A 24581-nucleotide genomic window follows, 5' to 3' on the forward strand; every position below is an offset into this window, starting at 1 on the left:
TGTTCATTATATACAACGCGTATAAAATTGCAACCAAGAAGCCGATGAATCAATCGACAAAAACATTACCGATTCCATTTGTGCCATTAGCGTGAAAAAAAAGGTCATTCATTGACCTTTTTAATTAAATACTCTCGTGCTTCCGAAATAAAATAAAGTGAACCCGTTACGATGATACTCCCTGTTCCTTGATTCTCGAGGGCTGTATCAATCGCTTGTGTATAAGGTGTCATTGTTTGGACATTTTGATTTTCTGCAAGTTCTTGTGCTCGAGCAGCACGGAAAAAATCAAACTCTGTAACAATCACTGCATCAAATGCCTCCGTAAGTTGATGCACCATATTCTCATATTCTTTGTCCTTAAGTGCTGCGAAAACGGCAACATGTGGACGTGGTAAAATCTCAGCACTTTGAACCAAACGCTCAATTCCCATTTCATTATGTGCACCATCAACGTAAACATTGGGCAATATTTCTTCAAAACGTCCTGCCCATGACGCAAGACGGACACCGCGTTGAAAGACATCGGCCGCTAATTCTGGAATTATGAACCGAACGATTGACGCCGCTAACGCTGCATTACCGACTTGATAACTGCCTTGATTTGTAAGTGTATACGCTACATTTTCATGTTCAAAAAAATAGGATTTGTCCACGCGCTTGTAACGAGGAATGCATAATTGTTTTAGTTTTCCATGGTGGTCGTGCACCGTATTAATCATCACATCCAAAGCTTCGCGATCTTGGATTGTTGTGACAAGCTGCACACCCTCTTTGATAATACCAGCCTTTTCATGTGCAATTGCTGTAATCGTATCACCTAATATCCCTTGGTGATCGAGACCAATATTCGTAATAGCACATATCTCTGGGTTAATTACATTGGTTGCGTCCAAACGGCCGCCTAAACCTACTTCATAGATAACATAATCGACACCTTCATCCAAGAAATAGTGAATTGAAATCAACATATCAATCTCAAACATGCTCAGATGATGTTCATCCCATAGAGGATATGTTTGATTGATATAGTTTAAGAAGATATCGTCCGCAATTGGCACATTATTGATGCGAATTCGATCATTGTGAACAATGAGATGTGGCGATGTAAATGTTCCCACACGAAACCCTGCTTCTTGCAAGATTGAGCGTGTGTAGTTTGTAGTTGAACCTTTCCCATTGGTTCCCCCAATATGAATTGTCTGCAGTTGGTCTTGGGGATTGCCCATACTTTTCAAAAGTTTTCTAAAGTGATCGATGCCGTATGTTTGGTTCTTACGTTGCATCAACGCATCTAAAGCTATATGAATATCGTTATACATTGAGACTCCAATCAATTGGCGTTTCGCCAAGTTCTTCTAAATGGTGATTTATAGTTGAGAAAGGGCGCGATCCATTAAATCCGCGATAGGCACCCAATGGTGAAGGATGACTGCTTTCAACAAAAATATGATGTTTTTTTATCAGTGCTTTTTTTTCTTGTGCCTTCTTACCCCACAAGACGAAAACAATTGGTTTATCTTGACTTCCAAGCGTTGCAATAACTGTATCCGTAAATGTCTCCCATCCTTTTTTTTGATGAGACAACGGTTGACTTTCCTCCACCGTCAAAATTGTATTAAGCATGAAGACACCTTGTTTTGCCCACGAGGACAAATCACCGTGTGTGTTAACAATTCCTAAATCTCGTTCTAATTCTTTATACATATTGATGAGACTTTTCGGAAGTGGAATATCTTTATGTACGGAAAAACTAAGACCCATCGCCTGCCCTGGTTGATGGTAAGGGTCTTGTCCCAAAATCACGACCTTCACGGTATCAAGCGGTGTATCATCAAATGCAGCAAAAACATCTTGTTCGGGCGGATAAACTGGAACTTCCAGGCGGCGTTCCCGAACAAATTGCGTCAATGAAATAAAGTAAGGTTTTTCAAATTCTTCTTGAAGTAGTTCTTGCCATGTACTCATAGATACCTCCATTAAAAAAAGAAGCTTACGCTTCTTTTAGTATATCATTTTTCGCAATCCATTCGTCAGCAAGCTTTTGAATTTCTTCTTGCGCTTTTTTGACATCTATTTTTCCATTATAAAGGTCACGCAAGGGTTGCATGATATCAACCTCTGAGTACAACGTACGCGCGAGCACATTAGGATTGTTATCTAATGCCATGACAGGCGGAGTATCGCTTGTATTGTAAGCAAAAATACGTTCTTTCGTATGTCTGTCTTCAATCTTCAATTCATCGATATATGTTTTATGATATACTGGGATTTTTCCTGTGGATGTATTGTGAATTGAGACAGCTTCTGGCGAACGCAGAATCCGAATGACTTCTGCAGCAGCTGAAGGATACTGTACATCTTTTGAAACTACATAACCATCAGTCTCTGCCATCGGTGATAAACGGTGATCTTGATAGGATGGGAATGGTGCATAGACATATTTTTGTCCTGTGCTTTCCTCATATTGTGCGGCCATGTCAAAGTCGTTAATAATTGTGAAAAGAGCTCGGTTTTCATAGAATGCTTTTTCATATTGCCATGTTAACTCTTCAGCAACATTTCGTTTAACTGTAGGAACTACTGGTGCTTTCACATCAGAATCACCATCTGCTGTCGTGGCTTGGTCTGTGTTCGTTTCAGTCGTGTTTTCAGAATCACTTGGTTTGTCTGGAGTAGTGCTTGGTTTTTGAGCATCCGATTCCCCATCTTTTGCATTTGTATGATCATCTTGTTTTGTTTCTGTTGGAATTGGCGCATTGGGATCTGGGAAATCTTTAGCAACTGTTCGATCCCAGACGATATCTCCCATCGCATCAATAAGTTCTAATCCCTCTCGGAACTCACGTGTATTAAATCCAGGATTGGATCCTTTTTTGGTGAAATTCAATGTCCAACGACCCGCTGTTAACATTGGATAAAAACTTTGTTGATCGGTGAAAGTCAAAGGAAAAATAACATCTACTTGTTCATTCAATGTTTTACTTTGGTTCATGATTTTTGTCCATGAATCAAAAACATCCGGTAGCCCTGACGTATCACTGTCTTCGATATTATAGCCGAGTGATTTCATTAAGGTCTCATTGTATGCAAAAGTCGGACCCGAGATACTATTTTGAATAAAATAATAGCCCGTTAAGTTAATGGTATCCTGTATTTGTACAGGGATCTTCGATCCAACAATCGAGTCGAGTTTCCCACCCATATCATGGAATTTATCGAGGAAGTACGCTGCATCATTCTGCTTTGTTACCAAGATATCTGTTTGAAAGGGTTCATTCAATTGTTTTGCAGTTAGTGGGGCTGCAACTTCGTAGGTGATGGCATCAATATGATTAGGATGTGCCTCATTCCATGTCGCAACGACATATTCACCCAATGCTTCACTTTCGACTTGAATCTTTAATGTTGCATTCTCTTCGATCAAGAAGCGTTCTGTTTCTTTGTCATAACATACCGATTGTCCATCTAAAGTACATCGGTTCGCAATCACAAAGTACGATGTTGCAAATAAAGCCACAACTAAAACAAGGACAATCCCTATTATTGTGGGTTTATTTTGTTTCATCGTACATCACCAATCTCTCTAATAGTTGAATTTTACGTTTACGCAATGCTGTTAAGTCTGAAGCACCGATCAGCACCATGAGTTTCTTTAAATCCTCAAGGAAAAGTTCGACTTCATCAAACATTGCATCTGTTTCTAAGTGTGCTGCTTTGAGGAAGTATCCTGAAATACCAACACCATGCGCTCCCAATCGGAGCAGTTTCATGACATCCAAGGGATTCGTTACTCCACCTGAGGCTAACATCTGTGCTTGATGGTGATAGGGCTGTGTCATGAGTAAGGATTCAACTGGTGTTAAACCCCAATCCGCAAGATAATCATAACGTTTTCGTTCAGAGCGAGCATTTTCAATCATGATGAAATTGGTACCACCGCGACCACTCACGTCAACATAGCGTACGCCGCGATCAAGCAATTGACGGACTGTTTCATCACTCATGCCAAAGCCTACTTCTTTAACGATTACAGGAACATCAACACTACGAATAATGGCTTCAATATGATCTAACCAGTGTGCAAAGTCACGGTCCCCTTCATCCATTGTAATTTCTTGCGCAATATTAATGTGGATACCCAAGGCATCTGCTTTAATCATTTGAATCGCACGGATAGCATCATCGACTGATGCATTCGCATTAATATTACCAATTATAAATCCATCTGGGTTTGTTTCACGAACAATTGAAAAACTTGGAATTTGTGATGCATCATCTAAGGCAACATGCTGCGAACCCACGGCCATTGCAAGACCAAAATGCTTCGCAATCATTGCAAGTTTTTGATTGATTTCACGTGTTTTATCACTACCACCCGTCATCGCATTAATATAAACCGGATACTCAAAAGCATGACCAAAATAATGGCTACTTAAGTCAACATCCGAAAAATTCATATTCGGTAAACTATTGTGGATAAAACGCACTAACTCAAAATCGTTTTTGAAACCGTTTTGTTCCAATGCATGTGCGACGTGATCGTCTTTTCGTTGGGATCGTATACTACTCATAATGTCTAAATACCTCTACATCTAATGATACAATATCATTTTTTTTCCATTCCATGTCTAATTTGATAATTTTTTCATAATTATGGGGCTCGTAAATTGCAATTCCGCAGTCACCACCACCAGAGCCAGAGATTTTCGCACCTAAATTTAAAACTTCTGCTTTTTCGATAAGAGCTGTTAGTGCTGCCGTTTCAATATCGAGTTGCGTCCATGATGCAACTGCTTGCATCCATTTACGGTAATGATGCATTGATGAACGAACTCCTTCATAATTACTATCTTGCCAAGCGTTGATAAATGAATCGACACACGATTTAGAGCCCAACAATAATGCTCTGTACGTCAAAGGATCCTCATCTGCACGTCGATAGTACGTTTTAAGATACGAGACCGTTCTATTGACGGACTGCGTCCAGCCAACATGAATTTTAAATATATCATCTTGCAAAGGTTCAATCTTAAGGAGGGGCCATTCTAGATGGAGAATATCCGGTGAAGCCTGATGAGTTTTCAACCATTGGACATCATAACGTTCATAGATAATAATGCCACCAAAGACCGCTGCAGCCAAATCACCACCAGAACTCAATTCATTCATCTCAAGTTGTGCCAGTACCGCCATCTTAAATAATTCTGTTTTTGATATTGAAATTCGGTAAAAATCAAGGACCGATGCAATTACCGCAACAATTACAACGCCTGACGAACCCAACCCATACTTCTGATGATTGACCGATTCTAACTCGCTTTCAATGGTGAGGTGAAACGGTTCTTGAAGTGGATAAAAACGGTTGACAGTTCGCAATGCCGCCGATACATAACGCATACCTTCAGTATCAGTTAAAAGCGTCTTACCGGATAACTGACCATACTGACTCACAATTGTAAATGCATCTGTCGCGCAAATTTTCGTATTAATTGTTTTATCAACAGCCATTACAACTGATGGAAACCCTGGTTCCATCACTGCATATTCACCCATTAAAAACAATTTCCCAGGGAATCTCATAAAACGATAAGCCCTGGTCCTGACTTACAAACAACTGTTGTAACTGATGATGGCAGTGCTTCTAAAATGGTTTCAACATGAGCCGCAGTTGTCATAATTTTGACATTTGGCCCAGCGTCCATTGTAAAGTATGCTGGAATTGATTTTTGCAGTTGACGGACCCGATTCATAATTTCTACCGTCATAGGTTCAAAATACCACATATTCACCGCCATTAAAGAGGCATGCATTTTCAATGCATTGGTTTGTGAAATTACACCGACACGTTCGATATCATGATTTTTGACAGCTTCTTCCAGTTGTATGAGATCTGCTTCTGTTGATGCAACCCATGAATCATAATATGGTGAGTCTGCCACAGTTGTGTTCATTGCATCCGTACTCGAAAAAGGTTTTATCTGATCATTTAAGATACAAACAATCATTCTAAAATCAGACCAGGGCTCCATGGTAATTGGTTCAGCAAAACTGTCTTCATCAGAAGTACCACGATTCCATCGTACGAAATCCCCGTAGACCGATCGTGACGCACTTCCAGAGCCCAAACGAGCAAGCCTTGATATTTCCCTGTCGTCAAGATTTAAGTCTAAAGTCGCAGCTTTAGCAAGCGCAGCGAAAGCTGACGCACTTGATGCGAGTCCTGCTTCTTTCGGTACATGATTTTCCGATATAATGCGGGCATACTCTTGAATACCGTATCGCTCACGAATTCGGTCCATAAACCAATAAACGCGTTGGCTGGTTTTATCATCAACCCATGCTCCATCCAACATAAATTGGTCTTGTGTTAATGAAGCATCGTATTCAACCCGTGTTTCAGTATAGAATTGATCGAGTGTCAATGATAAACTCGAATTATGCGGAATTTTTAACGCATTGTCTTTTTTGCCCCAATACTTAATCAGCGCAATGTTTGTATGTGCACGAACTGTTTTCATATTACACCATTTCCTTTAAGTGATACTGCCATGTTTGAACTGCTCCATGACCTTTTAAGACTGCTGAAATTTCTGAGGCAACTGTTAAATTAGGCGCAAGCGCAATCATGCATCCACCTTGACCACTACCCGTCAATTTAGCACCAACTGCACCTGCACGACGTGCTGCATTAACTAAAGTATCCAAAGTCGTTTCTGACACACCAAAGAGGCGCAATAGCTCATGCGCACGGTTCATTGCTTCACCTACACTCGCAATATCATTCAGTTCAAGACCGCGAACTGTTTTCATTGCGAGTTGTGTAAACTCATCCAAATAAGGTTTCATCTTTTCAGGCTCACATTCCAGTTGGGTCCCAAAAGTAGCAACTGCTTCTTTTGTATTTCCTAGTACACCTGTATCTGCAACAACCAAGTAACCATCCATGTTCATGGCAATTGAGTCCATCAGTTTATCCCGTTCAAATAACGTTGGCACACCACGTGTAATTGTGTTTGCATCCAAACCACTTGGATTAAGATGGTGAATTGACTCCGCCACTAAGACAAGTTCTTTCATAATATCTTCTGTAATTTTAATCTCAAAAGCATCAAACAATGCACGGACAATCGATACAGATACAGCCGCACTGGACCCGAGTCCTCGTGACGCTGGAAGCATTGAGTTGATGTTGATATCAATATTAACGTTTTCTTTATTTAAATATTTTAAAACAGCATGAATCAAGGCTGTTATTCCTTCTATCGATTCCGGTGCTGTATTTAATTTCCCCGTATAAAAGACACAATCTATGGTTGATTCTGATTGTGTTATTGTTACTGTTGTTTCAATTTTCGCAGCATAAAAAGGTAAGGCAATTGCTGGTTTACCATAAACGACAGCATGCTCACCAATCAAGATTATTTTTCCTGTTGCGATTCCGATTCCAATTTGATTCATATTTACCATCCGTATCTATTATACATCATTTTATTTACAAATAATCGCTTCACATAAATTCATGAAATTACATAAAGAAAACTCTCTAGCCAGATGGTTAGAGAGTTAGTATTAGATACGTTCAATATCTGTGTATGAAATTTCTGTAGGTGTTTCACGTCCAAAGAGAATTGTAAGAACCATCGCTGACTGTGAATCATCATTCATACTGTCAACTGTACCTTCGATTCCGGCAAACGGTCCGGATAAAATTCGAACTGTATCTCCAATTTCGAAATCTACGATAAGTTTTTGATCACTCATACCCATACGTTGTAAGATTGATTCAATTTCTTCTGGTGAAACTGGGAACGGCTTCGCTCCACCACCTGATGATCCGATAAATCCTGTGACACCTGGTGTATTACGAACAACATACCATGCTTCATCAGTCATAATCATTTCAACGAAAAGGTATCCTGGGAAAAGATTACGCATCTTCTCTACTTTTTTACCATTTTTATATTCAATTTCTTTTTCTTCAGCAACAAGAATGCGGAATAATGAATCCTCAATTCCCATTGACTCAACACGTCGTTCTAAATTTTCCTTAACACGGTTTTCATGACCAGCATAAGTATTAACGACATACCATTGTTTATCTTCCATAGTTTATTATCCACCAATTCCAAGTAATTTTAATGCTTCGATTGACACAATTTCTGTGAATAGGAAATAGACTACAAAGAAAAGAATAAACGAAATCGCAATAACCGTATTGCTTGAAAGTTCTTTTCGGCTTGGCCAATGGATTTTACGAATTTCTTCTTTAATTCCTGCAATTGTAAACCAACTCATAACTAAAACCTCCTATTTAGAATCGCGATGCAATGTATGTTTTCCGCATCGTTTGCAAAACTTTTTAATCTCTAAACGCTCACTTGCGTTTGTATGATTTCGACTTGTTGAGTAGTTTCTTGAGAGACACTCTGTACAAATTAGAATCACTTTTTCTCTTTTGTTTGACATTATAAAAAAACCCACTTTCGTGCTCTATAACTTTATCATAATCGAAACTGAGTGTCAATTTGATACGTTATCTTGATACGATCATTCTTTATTTTATAATTTAAAATGATGATAAAGGTTATCCCTTTATCACCATCTTTATTTTTTACTGTATTCCGATGACTTATGGACCAGCCGACGCACTTTCTGCAAAGTATTATCTATCTGCTTTTTACTAATATTAAGCAGCTCAGAAATTTCGACATAACTATAACCAGCCTCACGAAGGTTATAAACGGTTCGTTCGACTTCACTCAGTCCATCTAATATTTTATTGAGGTCGCTCAGTGCCTCATAGTAGTGTGACATAAATTGCGGATCTTTTCGAACATCTTTTTCAATGAGGATATCACTAAGAAAAAGTGACGCATCTTCATTTATTGTCATATCTAAGGAGCGCTTTGAATCTAAAAGTGTGTATGACTTTCCACGACACTTACGAAGACTACTTTGAATGTGTGAATCGATACAGATGGCTATAAAATGCGCAAGGCCTACATCCATACTCTCTTTATACATATAAATCGCTTCGATGAAGCCTAATGACGCATTCTGAAACACATCATCGATACCAATACCTTGTGGTGAGTACATTCGCCAAAAAACGTGCGTTCGTTTCCAAATTAGACCTTTGTAATTATTCATTAATGTAGTTAGTGCTTCTGTATGATTCTGTCGAATCATGTAAAGATATTCATAATCTCCAGGCATTAATAACTCCTATCTTATTTTAGCAAGTTTCGACGTCTGACGATTTCAAAGAGAAGGATGCCTGTTGCAACAGAGACATTTAAAGAGTTAACTGTACCAAACATTGGAATTGTAGTGAGAATATCACATTCTTTTTTCATGAGTCGGGATATTCCCTTACCTTCTGAACCTACGACTAATGCGATTGGCATGTCAACATTGAACTGATCATACGATACGGCATCCACTGCATTTTCAGCAGCAACAACCCAATATCCTTGTTGTTTGAGGTACTGAACCGTTTGAACTAGGTTAGTAACCTGCGCAACCGGGACTGTATTAATCGCACCTGTTGATACCTTCGCAACAGTAGCAGTTAAACTAACACTTCGATGTTTACCAATAACAACACCATCCACACCTGCAGCATCTGAGCTTCGCAAAATGGCTCCAAGATTGTGTGGGTCTTCCAATTGATCGCAAACAACAATTAACTTGTGTTTTGCATTCTTAACAATCGTTTCAATGTCAGCGTAACGATAGTCTTGGATTTCAATGACAGCTCCTTGATGGACGCCTTTTACCATTTTGTCCAAACGAAATTTATCCACAAATTGGATATTGATGTTCTTTTCTTTTGCAATCGCTACAATTTCGGGATAACTCCCTTTATTGAATAAATAGACGTTCTTGGGTTTTTGACCACTCTTTAAGTATGCTGTTACTGTATTTTTTCCAAAGATATATTCTGACATTATAGTTCTACCGTTTCTATGAACGCGTTCCACAATTGGTCCAGACGTTCAGTTTGTTGTGTTTCATAGAGATATCCCCAAAGTGCTTCGAATCCTGTTGCAATGCGATAGGTTGTCACATCTGCATTTTTGGCTATCGATGTACTTTTGGCATTTCGTCCACGTTTATACATTACCATTTCTTCTTCAGTTAATGCATCGTTTTCTAAAAGGTTCTTCATGAACAATGCTTGAGATTTTGCACTGACAAATCGGGTTGATAATTCTTGCAATTGTTTTGTTTTCGTGATTCCTTGCGCAACTAAATGTTGGCGCACTTGAAGCGAAAGGACAGCATCTCCAATAAATGCTAAAACGTTTCCAGAGAGCTGTGACATTAGATTAAACCCCGTTCTATGAGTGCTGCGCGTGCATTATCTGCGGCTTCAAAATCTTTTGATTGTTTGGCCTCATTCCATTCCGCAAAAAGTCCTTTATCCGATTCTGTAAGGGTGATTCTTGGAATTTTTATCCCCAGGATATTTATCATTTTTTCTACCGTTTGTACATAATCACTTACCACTTGCGCATCAATTTCCTTCGTTCGTAAGGCTTGATTGAGAACTTTCACTGCATCAAAGAGAACCATTGTCGCATTCGCCACATTCATGTCATCTTTTAATGCATCTAAAAACGCATCATATAAAGCAACATCATAACCTTCCATAATTTCAACATTAGCAAGTTCCAAGGCGATATACGCTTTGTTGAGACCTTGTTCAATTTTTTGGAGTTCTTTCCGCGATTGTTCCACAAGCGTATCAGTTATATTGAGGACGAGTCGATAGTGTGTTGATAAGAGTACCCAACGTGTAAGATTAGAACCCAATGTATCAATATACTCTTGAGCCCATTGAACATTCCCCAAAGATTTGCTCATTTTAGCCCCATCAAGATTCAACATTGCATTATGAACCCAATAGTTCGCTAAATCATGATTATGAATTGCTTTGGATTGTGCTGATTCGTTTTCATGGTGTGGGAATTTCAAATCCTGACCACCACCGTGAATATCAATACGCTCTTGCTTAAATTCATCATTTATCATAACGACACACTCAGTATGCCACCCAGGACGTCCTTTTCCCCAGGGTGAATCCCATTTGATGCCGTCATCATTAGTAAACTTCCATAAGGCAAAATCAAGGGGGTTTTCTTTATTAGTATTTTCTTCGATTCTCGCACCAACCATTAAATCTTCAATACGTTGCGAGGAGATTTCTCCATAATCTTTAACTTTCGTTACTCGGAAATAAACGTCGCCATTGCCTTCATAAGCAAATCCTTTATCGACAAGCTCTGCGATAAACTCAATGATTCGATCCATTGTTTCAGTTACTTTAGGTGTTGCATCGATTCCTTCTGCATGTAATTCAGTACGAACTTTATTATAGGCATCAATGTAACGTTGCGTAATAACCGTTTCATCAACACCTTCATGTTGTGCTTTTTTAATAATGTTATCGTCAACATCCGTAAAGTTCGACACCATCTTCACGTCGTAGCCAATTGCATCAAGAATGCGTCGTAGCAAATCGAAAACAACAATCGGTCTTGCATTTCCAATATGGGGGTGATTGTACACTGTTGGCCCGCAGACATACATCATCACTTTGCCAGGTTCAATCGGGCTAAATGTTTCTATTTTATTATGTTTTGAATTGTATAGTTTCATGGGACCTCCAGTAATATGTATCGTTATACATTTCTATAGTGTTAAGTATACACCATTGCAGTCTATCTTTCCTACTTTGATTGTATTCTTCTTTTGGATTTATAGGCAAAAAAAAGATACAGCAGACGCTGTATCTTTAAAGGTTAATTGTCTATCAATTAGAATTTTGAAGCAACGTGGTGTGCTGTACGTACTAATTGGTTTGTATATGACATTTCGTTGTCATACCATGCAGCAACTTTAACCAAGTTTACACCACCAAGTGTTGTAACTTTAGTTTGTGTTGCGTCAAATAGTGAACCGTAAGCCATACCGATTACGTCTGATGATACGATTGGATCTTCAGTATATCCGTATGATTCGTTAACTGCTGCTTTCATAGCTGCGTTAATTGATTCTACTGTTACGTCTTTTTCAACAACAGCAACAAGTTCTGTGATTGAACCTGTGATAACTGGAACACGGTGTGCTCCACCATCTAATTTACCTTGTAACTCAGGGATTACTAAACCGATTGCTTTAGCTGCTCCTGTTGAGTTAGGAATGATGTTTTCTGCTGCTGCACGAGCACGACGTAAATCACCTTTTGGATGAGGACCGTCTAATGTGTTTTGGTCGTTTGTGTAAGCATGAATTGTTGTCATTGTTCCACTTACGATACCAAATTGGTCTTGTAATACTTTAGCCATTGGAGCTAAGCAGTTTGTTGTACATGAAGCACCTGAGATGATTGTTTCTGAACCGTCTAAGATGTCGTGGTTTGTGTTGTAAACAACTGTTTTGATGTTTCCTGTTGCTGGAGCTGAAATGATAACTTTACGTGCTCCTGCTTCAAGGTGAAGTCCAGCTTTTTCTTCAGTTGTGAAGATTCCTGTACTTTCGATAACTACGTCGATTCCTAATTCTTTCCAAGGTAAGTTTTTAGGATCACGTTCGCTAAGAACTTTGATTTCTTTTCCGTCGATTACGAATGCACCGTCTTTAACTTCGATTTCTTTATCGAAACGTCCTTGTGCTGAATCATATTTTAACAAGTGAGCTAATGTTGCTGCATCTGTTAAATCGTTGATTGCTACGATTTCCATATCTTCTGAACCGATCATTAAGCGTGTTGCCAAACGTCCAATACGGCCAAAACCGTTAATTGCTACTTTTACTGCCATAGTCTATAAATCCTCCTTATTGACCTTTATATTATATACCATTGGTATCTATTGTCAATTGTGATACTGCTATCAATCTAGTAAAAATCCCTATTCCATAGTGGCTTTCCGAACGCATTGAAGCCAGAGTATGAACTAATAATTTTTATGTGAAACAGGCGTTCGAATAATTGTTTATCATTTATACGGGCTAAAAGAAAGTGTTTCTTAACTCTTTTCGCATCTGGAATGAGTCGATTAATATGTTCAGAAACAGATGTTTGAAGAATAATCCGCGATTTCCCTCTTGATAGAAATGACAGCATTCTTAACAAGTGTCCACTCTTTTCATAGATACATTCTCGTATTTTCATGAAACTACCTTTGTTCTCATAGATTGCATAGCCAACAAGAATCCCATTTTCGCTAAATCCAATAATCCCACCACGAATCGAATCTAATTCTTTCTTCATTGCTTCGAAACTTGATGCATCACGAATAAAGTATCCAGTAAAATGCTTCATAAAACGATTATAAACACTCACTAAATCTTGATTCACGGGATCCAAAACAATTCCCTCAACACCTAACTCAGGAAGCGATGATGCTTGAATGTTGTACTCCATTATTTCTACTACAGGCTCAAATCCGATAGCTTCATATTTTCGTGCGTCGCTCGATTGGAGCAAGGTCACCAACTCTTCATGCGATGATGCCGCAACAAGTTCTTCCAAGATTGTTTCATCTTCATCATCTATATCGATGATATATGAAGCTTTCAACCGTTTACCATGAAGTTCGAGTACTTTAGGCATAATAACTGCATGACCCATTTTACTGGATTCATTTTGAAACACAAACGTATTGTCATGCGTCAAAAAGGATCCGATTGCTATCGAATCCACATTTTCATGGACCTCTCGTTCAAACTTAGCTTTTAGATCAGCAAGATCTGTTGGGTTTGCATGGCGCAACATAGAATACCTCCAAATCGATTAGTTTTTATCGTCTACTTCATGTTCGGTAAATTCAACATCAATGACATCACCTTTAGGTCGTTGCGTTGATTGATTTTGATACTGTGAATTGCTTTGGTTGTTTGTATACTGCGTATATTGTTGATTTTGTTGTGGTTGTTTTTCTCGACGGATTACGCCAAAAACTCTCAGAATTGTGTAGACTAACCAAATGACTAGAAATATTCCCACTAACTGCGGCAATAACATCACAAAAACTACCATAATTAGTAATAAAATTAAATAACTCATAATATACCACCTTTCGCACATTATATCATGAAAAAACAGATGCCAGAGTGTTTATCGCAACATTCACGCAACCATCACATAATGTAGTCTTTAGCGAGGATTGCATACATCTCAATATCGACATAATGTCCACGTTCAAACTCATAATCACGTAATAGTCCCTCACGCACAAATCCATTTTTTTCGAGGACCCGACGCGAACCAATGTTTAAAGGATCAATTACCGCTTGAACACGATTGTAGTAATATTGATTAAAGCAGTGATAAAGTACCGTCTGAATTGCATCAGTCATGATTCCTTTTCCCCAATATGCTTTATCTAATTGATATCCCATTTCGACTCGGTTATTTTTAGGGTCAAATCCAAAAACACCAATGTTTCCAATGTACATATCATGTTCATCAGCAATAACCCATCTAAAGCCAGTTTTTGTTGCCGACAGTTCATGAAACCAATCAAGTTCATGATGCGCTTGTTCAATACTTGTATATGCTTCCGTTCCGTAATATTCCATGACATCCTCGTCACAGGATACCTCAAAAAGACGTTGGGCATCGGAAGGCTTTGCTTCTCGTAATGTAAAAATCATTTCGTAATGATGTCTCCTTGTCACGTAATTCTAAAGAAGTCTTAAGCATTGCTTAAGACTTCACTACCTATTGTTCTGATTCTTCGATTTTACCAGCTAACTCAATCAGCTTTTTAAAGCGATGTTGTAGTCCTGATTTACTAATGGGTTCATTATACTTTTCTTGATAGAGGTCGATAAGCTCATTGAGGCTTGTCTCAGGGTTTTCCATACGCAAATCTCCAACCTGAATGAGGCGTTCTTCAATATGACTGTATCGATTATGTTCGATTAACTTTTGAATGGCATCAATTTGTGCATTCCCCGCTTTTATTGTTTTTACTTCATTCGCAACTTCGCAGTTATCAAGGCGAGTTAGAGAATTTCTAAAATCTCGTTGAATACGAACATCTTCAAATTCAAGTGTTTTTGAATGTGCTCCTGTTATTTTTAAGAAGTCTGCTATTTGGTCTGCTGCTTTGACATAAACAATGTAGCGTCCACGACGTTCGGTAACCTTCGCACCGATATCAAACATTTTCATTAAACGCATGATATAGCGAGATAGCGATTCTTCAGCCGTTGAGACTTCTAGATGATAGTTAGCGGTTGTAGGAGCATTAATGCTACCACTCGCTAAGAAAGCTCCTGCTAGATAAGCTTTTGCACAACACTCTTTGAGCGTTATGATTTTAGACGGTGTTTCTCGCATCCCTTTGGATGAATAGATTCCCACATCTTCTAAAATTTCAATGCCCTTTTCTAAAACTCGCAAGACGTAAACGTTACTCTTGTTGAGTCTTTGTTTTCGTACCACTGTTAATTCGATTTGAACTTCGTACCGATTCTTAATTATTTGATACATTCGTTTTGCAATCGCTGCATTTTCTGTTTCAATTTGTAATTGCATCTGCTTATTAACAATCAGCAAATTTGAGTTTATATGCAAAAATGCAGACAATAAAGCACGTTCGCAACATGGCTTGAACGGGACGGTAGTTATTTCATGTTTTACTTCACTGCTAAAGGACATCCTAATGCCTCCAAAACTTCTTTGAATCCTTTTTCTACTTTATCATGATCATGACGGATTCGATTATTATCAAAATGCAATAAATCTTGTTGTAGAACAGGATAGGTATGATTTTGTGTTCTAAAGAGAACTGGGTAACTATTTTCTTCTTCGTAATGTTCCAAGACTTCTTTTGAAATTGGATCTGAAGCTGCTACGACTAGATCAAGTGATGCATCAATGTGTTTGAGAATCGCATTAACATGATCTTCAGCAGTATAGCCATCAGTTTCTCCAGGTTGGCTCATTGCGTTACAGTAATATACTTTTTTTGCTTTCGTTTGGCGAATGGCTTCTTTAATTTCGGGAATGATGAGATTTGGTAAAATCGATGTATATACAGACCCCACACCCATCACTATTACGTCCGCTTCCATAATTGCTGCAACAGCATTCTCTGTTGCTTTCACATCGACATCATAGTAGACGTGATCAATGGTGTTACTATACTTAGGAATATTGGATTCTCCGCGTACAATGGTGCCATCTTCCATACGCGCACATAGGGTAATAAAATCCATTGATGCCGGGATAACTTCCCCTTTGACATTGAGAACTTGTGACAACTGCGTGATGACTTCCATAAAGTTTCCAGATGCTGTTGCAAGCGCGGTGAAAATTAAGTTGCCCAAATTATGCCCCGCCAGTGACGAGCGTGTTCCTTCATCAAAGCGATAGTTCATAATAACTGAGAGTAACGTTTCTGACTCGGCAAGCGAAAGCATAACGTTTCGAATATCACCCATTGCGGGTAAATTAAATTCTTCGCGCAAACGCCCTGTACTTCCACCATCATCAGCGACAGTTACGATTGCTTTTAAATTAATTCCTTCAACGTTCTTAAGTCCGCGAAGCAGTGCAGATTGCCCTTTTCCACCACCGACAACTACAACATTCATACTGCTTTTTCGTCCTTCACATCACGATGGTTTTTGAACGATGTGTAGTCTTTACGGTATTGATCATAGAGCCAATTGACAATTGACACAGAACGGTGTTGCCCCCCTGTACAGCCAATTGCAACGGTTAATAAATGTTTGGATTCTTCCACGTATTTATCAAAGGAATAATCTAAAAACGGTTTCAAATATTCTAAATACTCTTGAGTTTTTGGATCATCCAATACGTAGTTGTAAACTGCGACATCGTTTCCAGTTTTTTCACGAAGTGATTCTTCCCAATATGGATTGTTTAAGAAACGTACGTCGAAAACAAGGTCTGCATCTCGCGGTAAACCTTTACGATACCCAAATGAGATGAAACTAATATTTAGCGTTTGTTTACCTTCAACACTAAAGAAGCGTTGAATTCTTTGTGTTAAATTTTGCGCTGTTAAGAATGTCGTATCTATGATAATACTTGCGAATGATTTTATTTCTGAAAACTCTGTTATCTCCGCATCAAGTCCTTCTTCCAGGCTATTTGCAAGTCCTGCTACCACAAGCGGATGGTTACGACGGTTGTATTTGTATCGTAAAAGCAGTTGTTCTTTTGAGGCATCCAGGAAGAGCACCGTAAGTTCGGCATCAATACCTTTTAAACGTTTATAGAATTTAAAAAAGTCTTTTGCAGTTACTGATAATGCAACATTTTCATATCCAGGCGTTTTCTTTGCAATAATTTCATCGATAAGATTATCAATCAAAGCAGCAGGGAAGCGGTCTATGCAATGATAACCCATGTCTTCTAAGACAGCCATTGCACTGGTTTTTCCTGCGCCTGAAAGTCCGGTTACTAATACAATTTTTGGTTTATTTAGATGATTCATATTAACACCTCTTACCTCTATTATAGCAAAAATCTAAGGTTATACCTTAGATTTTAGATTTTGTATATGGTGGAATGCGTTTTGTGCTGTAATCGCACCATCACTTGTTGCAGTGACGATTTGACGTAGATGCTTTTGAATAACATCACCTGCACCAAAGATTCCAGGAATGACAGTCTCCAATTGCTCATTTACAATTAAATACCCTTCTTCATCAACCATACCTTCATGATTAGCTAGGAATCCCGTTGCTGGAATCGCACCAATATATGGGAAGACTCCTTCCGATGCAACATCTAATTCTTCACCGGTTTCAACATCTTTAAATTTGATACCGCCAACTTTTCCTTCGTCTGTAACAATATAGTCTACGGGAACGTGTTTACGGATTACATTAATTTTGGGGTTATTGAGTACTTGACGTTGATTTGCTTCATCACCACGGAATACGTCGCGACGGATTACAAGGTCAACTTTATTCGCAAATTGTGTTAAGTATACCGATTCCTCAAGTGCTGAGTTACCACCACCGATAACGACGACATCTTTGTTTTTAAAGAATGCGCCATCACAAACTGCACAGTATGACAACCCTTTTCCTAAAAGACGTTCATCATCAGCAAAACCTAATGTGCGTTCATTGGTTCCGGTTGCAATAATTACAGCATGTGTCTTGTACTCAGTGCCACTCGCTTTAACGATTTTCCATTCCCCTTCATCGATGATTTCTGATACTTCACCATAGATGTATTCAGCTCCGTAAGCTGTGGAATGTTCAAACATTTTCATGGATAAGTCTACACCTGAAACATTATCGACTCCAGGATAATTACATACGATATCTGTTTTGATCATTTTTCCACCAGGTGCTTCATATTCTAACATTGCTGTTTTCAAACCAGCACGCCCAGCGTAGACTGCAGCAGTTAATCCCGCAGGTCCTGCTCCAATGATAATTACATCATAGTTATTGTCCATTCATGATCCTCCTTCAAAATTTCTTGAACTTCGCGTAAGTCATCAATCACACGATTTGGATTGGTCTCACGAAGTTCTTTCTCACGCATTTTATCAAATACGTAACCAATTGTAAATGAACCTGCCCGCTGTCCAGCGATGATATCACTTGGGGTATCTCCAATATAGATAACACCACCCTTATCGACATTCATTTGTTCTAAGGCAAGATCAATTCCAGCAGGATCAGGTTTCTCTGGACTGAATAGATCACTTCCCAGTACAACTTCGAAGAAATCTTGCATTTCAAGAAGTTCAACACCGACCATAAGGGATGCAGTTTGTTTATTTGATACTATTCCCATACGGTAACCATCATTTTTTAGAGCTGTTAAGACTTCTGATGCGTGTTCCATTTCGGTAACGTAATCCGCATGCATCGCAATATTTATTTCACGGTATTCATCAATAATGGCATCCACGCGATCAGCATCAAAATGCTTCTTAAACGTATCTTCTAACGTAGGCCCTAAGAATGAACGAACTTCTTCATCACTTAAGTTATAGTCTGGTTTATGAATTTCAAATACTTTTTTAAATGTTTTAATAATAAGTTCTTGTGTGTTTCCAAGTGTCCCATCAAAATCCCAAAGGATAATTGGCTTTGGCTTTCCAATAATTTTTTGGAATCCACCAAGATATCCAAATAAGCCAACAAGCAAGAATATGACGGATATTAATTGTGCGATACGAATATTGAAGAAATAAAGACTGTCTGTTCGAAGCCCCTCAATAAAGAATCGTGTAGCACCATACCACATAAGGTATGCAAATGTTAGATCACCACGTTTGATACGACTGAAGCGTTTCAAAACGAGCACGATGAGAATCCAACCAACGATATTAGCAACACTTTCATAAAGGAATGTTGGATGGTGGTAATTCCCATTGATAAACATCATGTCTTTGATAAATGTTGGAAATCCATTAAAGAATGATTCTGAAACGACACCACCAAATGCTTCTTGGTTCATGAAGTTTCCCCAACGACCAATTGCTTGTGCAATCAAAACATTAGGTAAAATTAGATCTGCGGCTTGAACAAAATTAATACGCTTACGTTTCATATAGAAATAGCAGAAAATTGCACCGGCAATGAGGCCTCCTTGAATTGCGAGTCCCCCTTCCCAAATTTTAAAAATCATCATTGGATCTTTGAGGTATTGCTTAAAGTCAAAGAACAAGATATACCAGATACGTGCTCCAGCAAATCCACTTAACAGCGATCCAATAAAGATATCGTCGATATCGTCCGCTTTATAACCAACTTTTAATAAATTTCGTTTACTAATAACAAAAGCAATAATTGCTCCTGTCATAATGAGTACTGCATACCACGTAATGGATACAGGTCCTATTTCTAGAAATATTTTAGTGTTTGGAAAAAATTCAATCATTATTTATGCTCCTCATTTTGTTTTTGAATAAAGTTCATGACGCGGGCATCAAATTCCGCAGCAGTGTCAACGCCTCGTTGTTTCAAAATAAAATCACGCACTGCTGATTCTACCAATACGGCCATATTTCGACCTTCTCGGACGGGAAACACTAGGTGTGGAATTTGTAACCCAAAGGCATCATAATGAGCATCTTGTTCAATGCCAACGCGTCGGTACTCTTTTGAATCGTCCCACTTTTCAAGTTCGACGACGAAATCGACTTCTTTCGCTTCGAGGTAAGCATGAGTCCCAAACATTTTCGTAATATCAATGATTCCAATTCCTCGAATCTCTAACATTCCGCGTAAAAGTTCAGGTGCTGAGCCAATAATCATATCTTTGACACGACTAATATCAACACGATCATCAGCAACCAATGAGTGGCCTCGATTGATGAGTTCAAGAGCTAGCTCCGATTTCCCCATTCCACTGCCACCAATAATAAGTACGCCACGACCGTAGACATTCATGAGTCCTCCATGAACATTTGTTGTCGGAGCAAGTTCTTCATCTAAGAATGTTACCATATCGACCATGACATCTGAACTTGCGCGTTCCGTACGAAATACTGGGAAATTTTTCTCAGTCGCAATTTCAGCTAGGACTTTCGGTAAAGGATTACTACTTGTAATTAAGATAAGCGGTGTTTCTTCAGATGTCAGAAAATCCCATGGTTTGAATTGTTCAGATTCTGGTAAACCTTTAATAAATGCTGTTTCCTTTTTACCGATGATTACGATCCGTTTATTCTCCGCATAATCGAAGAATCCGGATAATTCAAGTCCAGGACGATTCGTATTGGGTACTGTGACCAAACGATTCAATGATGCATCATCTCCGGTTAATTGTGTAAGCTTTAAATGTTCAACAAGTACACGTACTGTTGTTGTTTTTCTTTCTTCCATAACTACCCCTTATCTAATACTTTTTTCAAATACTGTCCTGTATGACTTTCGGCCACTTTAATAATAGCTTCTGGTGTTCCTTTGGCAACAAGTGTTCCACCGCCGTCACCACCTTCAGGTCCTAAATCAATAACGTAGTCTGCATTCTTAATTACATCAAGGTTGTGCTCAATAACGACGACTGTGTCACCATTATCAACAATATGTTGGAGTACACCAATCAGTTTTTCTACATCATAACTGTGCAATCCTGTTGTTGGCTCATCAAGAACAAACATTGTTTTTCCTGTTGATGGACGTTGGAGCTCACTTGCAAGTTTTACACGTTGTGCTTCTCCACCTGATAGTGTTGTTGCTGATTGCCCTAACTTAATATAGCCAAGTCCTACATCACTCAATGTTTGCAATCCTTTACGAATTTTAGAAATTGCATCGAAGAAAACAACGCCTTCATCGATGCTCATTTCTAAGACATCATAGATAGTTTTATCTTTGTATCGAACTTGCAGAGTTTCTTCGTTATAACGGCGTCCATCACATTCTGTACATTTAACATAAACATCTGGTAGGAAGTGCATAGAGATACGTTTGACACCATCACCTTTACAAACTTCACAACGACCCCCTGCTACGTTAAATGAGAAACGGCCTTTATCATAACCACGCATCTTCGCTTCTTGAGTCTTCGCAAAGAGATCACGAATATCATCAAAGACACCTGTATAGGTTGCTGGATTCGAACGTGGTGTTCGACCAATTGGGTTTTGATCAATCGTAATTAGCTTATCAATGTTTTCAAGTCCTTTAATACGTTTATGTTTTCCTGGTTTGATACGTTGACGACCTAATGATTGGTAGACTGCTTTGCTTAATACTTCATTAACTAGCGATGATTTACCACTTCCACTGACCCCAGTCACACTTGTGAGTGTACCGAGCGGGAATTTTATCGTTAGATTCTTTAAGTTATTTTCACTTGCTCCAACAATTTCAATCGCAAGTTTATTTCCTTTACGACGCTTCGTCGGAGTTGGGATTTTACGACGACCACTTAGATATGCAGCAGTTAATGATGCTTCATTATCAATGATTTCTGACAATGGTCCATTCGCAATAACTTCGCCACCGAGTGCTCCTGCACCAGGTCCAATATCAACAATCCAGTCACTTTCTTCCATTGTTTCTTCATCATGCTCAACAACTAAAAGTGTATTCCCTAGATCACGCATATTTTTCAAGGTTTCGATGAGTCGGGCATTATCGCGTTGATGAAGTCCAATCGATGGCTCATCCAGAACATAAAGAACACCTGTAAGGCGTGATCCAATTTGCGTTGCAAGTCGAATACGCTGCGATTCACCTCCTGAAAGGCTACCTGCAATTCGGTCTAATGTTAAGTAATCCAATCCAACATCTTTTAGGAATGACAAACGTCCTACGATTTCTTGAATTACAAGTTCTGCAATTTCTGCCTTCATCGGCTCAAGTTCCAAATGCTCCATAAAATGAAGTGCATCACGTATGGACTGATGGGTAAATTCACTAATATTTGTGTTATCAACTTTGACACTCAGTGCACTTTCATTCAAACGAGAACCATGGCACGTTGTACATGTTGATTCACTATGGAATGAACCATACCACTCACGAGATGATGTTGAGGTTGTTTCCTGGAAACGACGTTCAATGAGATTCACAACACCTTCAATTACTTCTGTTCTATGGAACACATTTCCCGAACGGGATTCGATGATGTACTTCACTGGAACTTGTGATCCATACAGTAAAATATCGAGTTTTGCTTTCGGAATTTTATTGATTGGTGTGTCCGCATTGACCTTCGCAAATTTCATCAATTGTTCGAATGTTTGCCACTCTATATTTTGACTACCAACAATATTTTTGTAGTAGCGGATGCCACCTTCCATAATCGTTAACGTAGGATCAGGAATGAGATAATCAACATCAACAGATTGAGTAATGCCTAATCCGTTACATGTATGACACGCTCCCATCGGAGAGTTAAACGAGAAAAGGCGCGGTTCAATCGACGGTACACTGAAGCCACAGACTGGACATGCAAATTTACTAGAAAAAATATGAATTTCCGATCCGACTTTAACATTTACGATTCCATCGCTAATTTTTATTGCTGTTTCGAGCGAGTCACTCAAGCGGAAGCGACTGTCTTCTTTTTTAATAATACGATCGACAACAATTGAGATTGAATTTTTCTTATTCTTTTCAACTGTATAAGGTTCATCAAGTTGAACCATTTCACCATTAATGTATGCACGGACAAATCCCTCTTTGCGCATGGATTCAAGAAGCTCTTTATGCTCTCCCTTTTGATCCTTAACAATTGGTGCTAGGATTTCGAGGCGTGCTTGATCTTCAAAATCCATAATGCGATCAACCATTTGTTTGATTGTTTGCGAGGTAATTTCAATCCCATGGATTGGGCAGTATGGAACACCAACACGAGCATACATAAGACGTAAGTAGTCATAGATTTCAGTTACAGTTCCGACTGTTGAACGTGGGTTATTACTCGTCGTTTTTTGATCAATCGCAATTGCTGGCGACAATCCTTCAATGAGCTCAACATCAGGCTTTTCCATATTCCCCAGGAATTGACGTGCGTATGAGCTAAGTGATTCAACATAGCGACGTTGCCCTTCGGCATAAATCGTATCAAAAGCAAGTGAGGTCTTTCCGGAACCGGATAGACCTGTCATGATTACCAATTTATTACGTGGAATTTCCAAGCTTACATTTTTTAAATTATTTTCTTTTGCACCTTTAATTACAATTTTATCGTTGTTCATAATACCTCCAAACTTGCATCTCTTATTATATCATGGATTGAGTAGAGATTTGTGTCCTTGCGCAACGCAAGAATTGTATTTCGAATCGCGTGATATTGGCCACGATCGTATGTAAAATGTTGGTTATCCGCTACGCGGTCTGCAACAATTTCATAGAGTGACAATAGCGTTTCTAACGCATCCCAAATCAATTCTGCATCTGATAAATTATAGGTCGTCATAAATCGTGCCCACATATCTTCTTCGATGAATACTTTCAACAAACGATGATTCTTACCAAGACTGATTTTATGATTTGTTTTATTACCTACCATCCATGTCATCATCTTCAATAACTCGTCGCGCATGATTGACAGGTGATCAATGGCGTACAAAAGTTCCTTCCGCTTCAACCCTTTAGTTACATAGAGAGAGAGCCACAAGAATTCATTAACACTGTCTTGATAGTCTGAGTGTGTTGCTTTTTGAATCCAGTATTTAGAATCATCGGGTTCCTGCAAGTCATATCCCTCCAACATACCCTCTTTATCCATGATTATTTTCACAAGCGAATCTGATTGCAAATACGTCGCTAAATCTGTAACTGGGACGAACATTAAATCAACACGATCACCATTTTCAAACTGCATCAAAAAAGTAGGCCATGGTTGATTACTTCCCATGTCCGTTGGCACTTGCATAATTAAACGTTTTGGAAAAAAATCCAACCAACTGCGATCTTTCACAAAGATTGAAACATCCTCAACAATATAAACCACATCATAATCCTGCCACGCATCAGCGCCTACATTCGTATTCACGCGAGAGCCATTCATTGCTACAACATAGATGTACGGGCTTTGTGCAGCAATATCTTTAACGATATCCATCAATTGTTCATTTTGGTGCATAGTGATTCTCCATTCC

26 protein-coding genes are annotated in these 24581 nt (G+C 38.8%); all 26 read right to left on the reverse strand.

All coding sequences use genetic code 11. The features are described 5' to 3' along the window. Positions 1 to 104: 104 nt before the first annotated feature. Positions 105 to 1322: a folylpolyglutamate synthase/dihydrofolate synthase family protein gene (locus tag G7061_RS10455; RefSeq protein WP_166121162.1), complete on the reverse strand. Its 1218-nt coding sequence runs from the start codon at positions 1320 to 1322 to the stop codon at positions 105 to 107. Further along, complete coding sequence (gene ung / locus G7061_RS10460; RefSeq protein WP_305038667.1) at positions 1315 to 1980, reverse strand: uracil-DNA glycosylase; 666 nt, start codon at positions 1978 to 1980, stop codon at positions 1315 to 1317. Before ung ends, G7061_RS10455 begins: the two co-directional genes overlap by 8 nt. A 13-nt stretch (positions 1981 to 1993) precedes the next feature. Further along, entirely contained in the window at positions 1994 to 3568 is a 1575-nt protein-coding gene (locus G7061_RS10465; RefSeq protein ID WP_166121169.1) for an ABC transporter substrate-binding protein, read from the reverse strand. Continuing rightward, positions 3555 to 4574 (reverse strand): type 2 isopentenyl-diphosphate Delta-isomerase, encoded by a 1020-nt coding sequence (gene fni / locus G7061_RS10470; protein WP_207948894.1) that lies wholly within the window; start codon positions 4572 to 4574, stop codon positions 3555 to 3557. The genes G7061_RS10465 and fni overlap by 14 nt, the downstream gene beginning before the upstream one ends. Continuing rightward, entirely contained in the window at positions 4567 to 5583 is a 1017-nt protein-coding gene (locus G7061_RS10475) for a phosphomevalonate kinase (RefSeq protein WP_255466687.1), read from the reverse strand. Before G7061_RS10475 ends, fni begins: the two co-directional genes overlap by 8 nt. Continuing rightward, positions 5580 to 6521 carry a diphosphomevalonate decarboxylase gene (mvaD, locus tag G7061_RS10480; RefSeq protein ID WP_166121174.1) on the reverse strand — a complete coding sequence of 314 codons (942 nt, stop codon included), beginning with the start codon at positions 6519 to 6521 and terminating at the stop codon, positions 5580 to 5582. Before mvaD ends, G7061_RS10475 begins: the two co-directional genes overlap by 4 nt. Position 6522: 1 nt before the next feature. After that, positions 6523 to 7461 carry a mevalonate kinase gene (mvk, locus tag G7061_RS10485; RefSeq protein ID WP_159639508.1) on the reverse strand — a complete coding sequence of 313 codons (939 nt, stop codon included), beginning with the start codon at positions 7459 to 7461 and terminating at the stop codon, positions 6523 to 6525. Positions 7462 to 7572: 111 nt separating this feature from the next. Beyond that, complete coding sequence (gene nusG, locus G7061_RS10490) at positions 7573 to 8109, reverse strand: transcription termination/antitermination protein NusG (protein WP_159637702.1); 537 nt, start codon at positions 8107 to 8109, stop codon at positions 7573 to 7575. Positions 8110 to 8115: 6 nt separating this feature from the next. Continuing rightward, positions 8116 to 8298: a preprotein translocase subunit SecE gene (gene secE, locus G7061_RS10495; RefSeq protein WP_159637704.1), complete on the reverse strand. Its 183-nt coding sequence runs from the start codon at positions 8296 to 8298 to the stop codon at positions 8116 to 8118. 12 nt (positions 8299 to 8310) lie between these two features. Then, entirely contained in the window at positions 8311 to 8469 is a 159-nt protein-coding gene (gene rpmG / locus G7061_RS10500) for a 50S ribosomal protein L33 (RefSeq protein WP_159637706.1), read from the reverse strand. Between the two features lie 138 nt (positions 8470 to 8607). Beyond that, on the reverse strand, positions 8608 to 9219 hold the full coding sequence (locus G7061_RS10505; RefSeq protein ID WP_159639509.1) for a sigma-70 family RNA polymerase sigma factor: 612 nt from the start codon (positions 9217 to 9219) through the stop codon (positions 8608 to 8610). A 14-nt stretch (positions 9220 to 9233) separates the two neighbouring features. Continuing rightward, positions 9234 to 9953: a 23S rRNA (guanosine(2251)-2'-O)-methyltransferase RlmB gene (gene rlmB, locus G7061_RS10510; protein ID WP_159637710.1), complete on the reverse strand. Its 720-nt coding sequence runs from the start codon at positions 9951 to 9953 to the stop codon at positions 9234 to 9236. Continuing rightward, positions 9953 to 10330: a Mini-ribonuclease 3 gene (locus G7061_RS10515; protein WP_159639510.1), complete on the reverse strand. Its 378-nt coding sequence runs from the start codon at positions 10328 to 10330 to the stop codon at positions 9953 to 9955. Before G7061_RS10515 ends, rlmB begins: the two co-directional genes overlap by 1 nt. Beyond that, complete coding sequence (gene cysS / locus G7061_RS10520; RefSeq protein ID WP_166121178.1) at positions 10330 to 11667, reverse strand: cysteine--tRNA ligase; 1338 nt, start codon at positions 11665 to 11667, stop codon at positions 10330 to 10332. Before cysS ends, G7061_RS10515 begins: the two co-directional genes overlap by 1 nt. A gap of 158 nt (positions 11668 to 11825) precedes the next feature. Further along, positions 11826 to 12830, reverse strand: coding sequence for a type I glyceraldehyde-3-phosphate dehydrogenase (gap, locus tag G7061_RS10525; RefSeq protein ID WP_159637716.1), 1005 nt, complete (start codon positions 12828 to 12830; stop codon positions 11826 to 11828). Between the two features lie 77 nt (positions 12831 to 12907). Then, positions 12908 to 13786, reverse strand: a complete 879-nt coding sequence (locus G7061_RS10530; RefSeq protein WP_166121182.1) for a hypothetical protein — start codon at positions 13784 to 13786, stop codon at positions 12908 to 12910. Positions 13787 to 13804: 18 nt separating this feature from the next. Next, a complete protein-coding gene (locus G7061_RS10535) occupies positions 13805 to 14077 on the reverse strand; it encodes a DUF4834 family protein (protein WP_159637720.1) in 273 nt (90 codons plus the stop codon). 74 nt (positions 14078 to 14151) lie between these two features. Further along, complete coding sequence (locus G7061_RS10540) at positions 14152 to 14667, reverse strand: GNAT family N-acetyltransferase (protein ID WP_159637722.1); 516 nt, start codon at positions 14665 to 14667, stop codon at positions 14152 to 14154. 67 nt (positions 14668 to 14734) lie between these two features. Beyond that, positions 14735 to 15679 carry a DNA-binding protein WhiA gene (gene whiA / locus G7061_RS10545; RefSeq protein ID WP_159637724.1) on the reverse strand — a complete coding sequence of 315 codons (945 nt, stop codon included), beginning with the start codon at positions 15677 to 15679 and terminating at the stop codon, positions 14735 to 14737. Continuing rightward, complete coding sequence (gene yvcK / locus G7061_RS10550; RefSeq protein WP_159639512.1) at positions 15658 to 16617, reverse strand: uridine diphosphate-N-acetylglucosamine-binding protein YvcK; 960 nt, start codon at positions 16615 to 16617, stop codon at positions 15658 to 15660. The genes whiA and yvcK overlap by 22 nt, the downstream gene beginning before the upstream one ends. Continuing rightward, complete coding sequence (rapZ, locus tag G7061_RS10555; RefSeq protein ID WP_159637728.1) at positions 16614 to 17486, reverse strand: RNase adapter RapZ; 873 nt, start codon at positions 17484 to 17486, stop codon at positions 16614 to 16616. The genes yvcK and rapZ overlap by 4 nt, the downstream gene beginning before the upstream one ends. A 39-nt stretch (positions 17487 to 17525) precedes the next feature. After that, complete coding sequence (locus G7061_RS10560; RefSeq protein ID WP_166082462.1) at positions 17526 to 18464, reverse strand: NAD(P)/FAD-dependent oxidoreductase; 939 nt, start codon at positions 18462 to 18464, stop codon at positions 17526 to 17528. Further along, positions 18443 to 19900, reverse strand: a complete 1458-nt coding sequence (gene lgt / locus G7061_RS10565; RefSeq protein ID WP_159639514.1) for a prolipoprotein diacylglyceryl transferase — start codon at positions 19898 to 19900, stop codon at positions 18443 to 18445. The genes G7061_RS10560 and lgt overlap by 22 nt, the downstream gene beginning before the upstream one ends. After that, the gene (gene hprK, locus G7061_RS10570; protein WP_159637734.1) at positions 19900 to 20847 is read right to left on the reverse strand and encodes an HPr(Ser) kinase/phosphatase; all 948 of its coding nucleotides are present in this window, start codon (positions 20845 to 20847) and stop codon (positions 19900 to 19902) included. Before hprK ends, lgt begins: the two co-directional genes overlap by 1 nt. A gap of 2 nt (positions 20848 to 20849) precedes the next feature. Beyond that, complete coding sequence (gene uvrA / locus G7061_RS10575; RefSeq protein WP_166121187.1) at positions 20850 to 23675, reverse strand: excinuclease ABC subunit UvrA; 2826 nt, start codon at positions 23673 to 23675, stop codon at positions 20850 to 20852. Beyond that, positions 23672 to 24565, reverse strand: a complete 894-nt coding sequence (locus G7061_RS10580) for an aminoglycoside 6-adenylyltransferase (protein ID WP_166082465.1) — start codon at positions 24563 to 24565, stop codon at positions 23672 to 23674. Before G7061_RS10580 ends, uvrA begins: the two co-directional genes overlap by 4 nt. Positions 24566 to 24581 lie beyond the last annotated feature (16 nt).

It is taken from the genome of Erysipelothrix sp. HDW6B, from assembly GCF_011301115.1.
Lineage (GTDB): Bacteria > Bacillota_I > Bacilli_A > Erysipelotrichales > Erysipelotrichaceae > Erysipelothrix > Erysipelothrix anatis.

Coding starts and splice junctions, on each gene's coding strand:
- G7061_RS10455 (WP_166121162.1), bottom strand. CDS start 1,322: ATGTATAACGATATTCATATAGCTTTAGATGCGTTGATGCAACGTAAG.
- ung (WP_305038667.1), bottom strand. CDS start 1,980: ATGGAGGTATCTATGAGTACATGGCAAGAACTACTTCAAGAAGAATTT.
- G7061_RS10465 (WP_166121169.1), bottom strand. CDS start 3,568: ATGAAACAAAATAAACCCACAATAATAGGGATTGTCCTTGTTTTAGTT.
- fni (WP_207948894.1), bottom strand. CDS start 4,574: ATGAGTAGTATACGATCCCAACGAAAAGACGATCACGTCGCACATGCA.
- G7061_RS10475 (WP_255466687.1), bottom strand. CDS start 5,583: ATGAGATTCCCTGGGAAATTGTTTTTAATGGGTGAATATGCAGTGATG.
- mvaD (WP_166121174.1), bottom strand. CDS start 6,521: ATGAAAACAGTTCGTGCACATACAAACATTGCGCTGATTAAGTATTGG.
- mvk (WP_159639508.1), bottom strand. CDS start 7,461: ATGAATCAAATTGGAATCGGAATCGCAACAGGAAAAATAATCTTGATT.
- nusG (WP_159637702.1), bottom strand. CDS start 8,109: ATGGAAGATAAACAATGGTATGTCGTTAATACTTATGCTGGTCATGAA.
- secE (WP_159637704.1), bottom strand. CDS start 8,298: ATGAGTTGGTTTACAATTGCAGGAATTAAAGAAGAAATTCGTAAAATC.
- rpmG (WP_159637706.1), bottom strand. CDS start 8,469: ATGTCAAACAAAAGAGAAAAAGTGATTCTAATTTGTACAGAGTGTCTC.
- G7061_RS10505 (WP_159639509.1), bottom strand. CDS start 9,219: ATGCCTGGAGATTATGAATATCTTTACATGATTCGACAGAATCATACA.
- rlmB (WP_159637710.1), bottom strand. CDS start 9,953: ATGTCAGAATATATCTTTGGAAAAAATACAGTAACAGCATACTTAAAG.
- G7061_RS10515 (WP_159639510.1), bottom strand. CDS start 10,330: ATGTCACAGCTCTCTGGAAACGTTTTAGCATTTATTGGAGATGCTGTC.
- cysS (WP_166121178.1), bottom strand. CDS start 11,667: ATGAAACTATACAATTCAAAACATAATAAAATAGAAACATTTAGCCCG.
- gap (WP_159637716.1), bottom strand. CDS start 12,830: ATGGCAGTAAAAGTAGCAATTAACGGTTTTGGCCGTATTGGACGTTTG.
- G7061_RS10530 (WP_166121182.1), bottom strand. CDS start 13,786: ATGTTGCGCCATGCAAACCCAACAGATCTTGCTGATCTAAAAGCTAAG.
- G7061_RS10535 (WP_159637720.1), bottom strand. CDS start 14,077: ATGAGTTATTTAATTTTATTACTAATTATGGTAGTTTTTGTGATGTTA.
- G7061_RS10540 (WP_159637722.1), bottom strand. CDS start 14,667: ATGATTTTTACATTACGAGAAGCAAAGCCTTCCGATGCCCAACGTCTT.
- whiA (WP_159637724.1), bottom strand. CDS start 15,679: ATGTCCTTTAGCAGTGAAGTAAAACATGAAATAACTACCGTCCCGTTC.
- yvcK (WP_159639512.1), bottom strand. CDS start 16,617: ATGAATGTTGTAGTTGTCGGTGGTGGAAAAGGGCAATCTGCACTGCTT.
- rapZ (WP_159637728.1), bottom strand. CDS start 17,486: ATGAATCATCTAAATAAACCAAAAATTGTATTAGTAACCGGACTTTCA.
- G7061_RS10560 (WP_166082462.1), bottom strand. CDS start 18,464: ATGGACAATAACTATGATGTAATTATCATTGGAGCAGGACCTGCGGGA.
- lgt (WP_159639514.1), bottom strand. CDS start 19,900: ATGATTGAATTTTTTCCAAACACTAAAATATTTCTAGAAATAGGACCT.
- hprK (WP_159637734.1), bottom strand. CDS start 20,847: ATGGAAGAAAGAAAAACAACAACAGTACGTGTACTTGTTGAACATTTA.
- uvrA (WP_166121187.1), bottom strand. CDS start 23,675: ATGAACAACGATAAAATTGTAATTAAAGGTGCAAAAGAAAATAATTTA.
- G7061_RS10580 (WP_166082465.1), bottom strand. CDS start 24,565: ATGCACCAAAATGAACAATTGATGGATATCGTTAAAGATATTGCTGCA.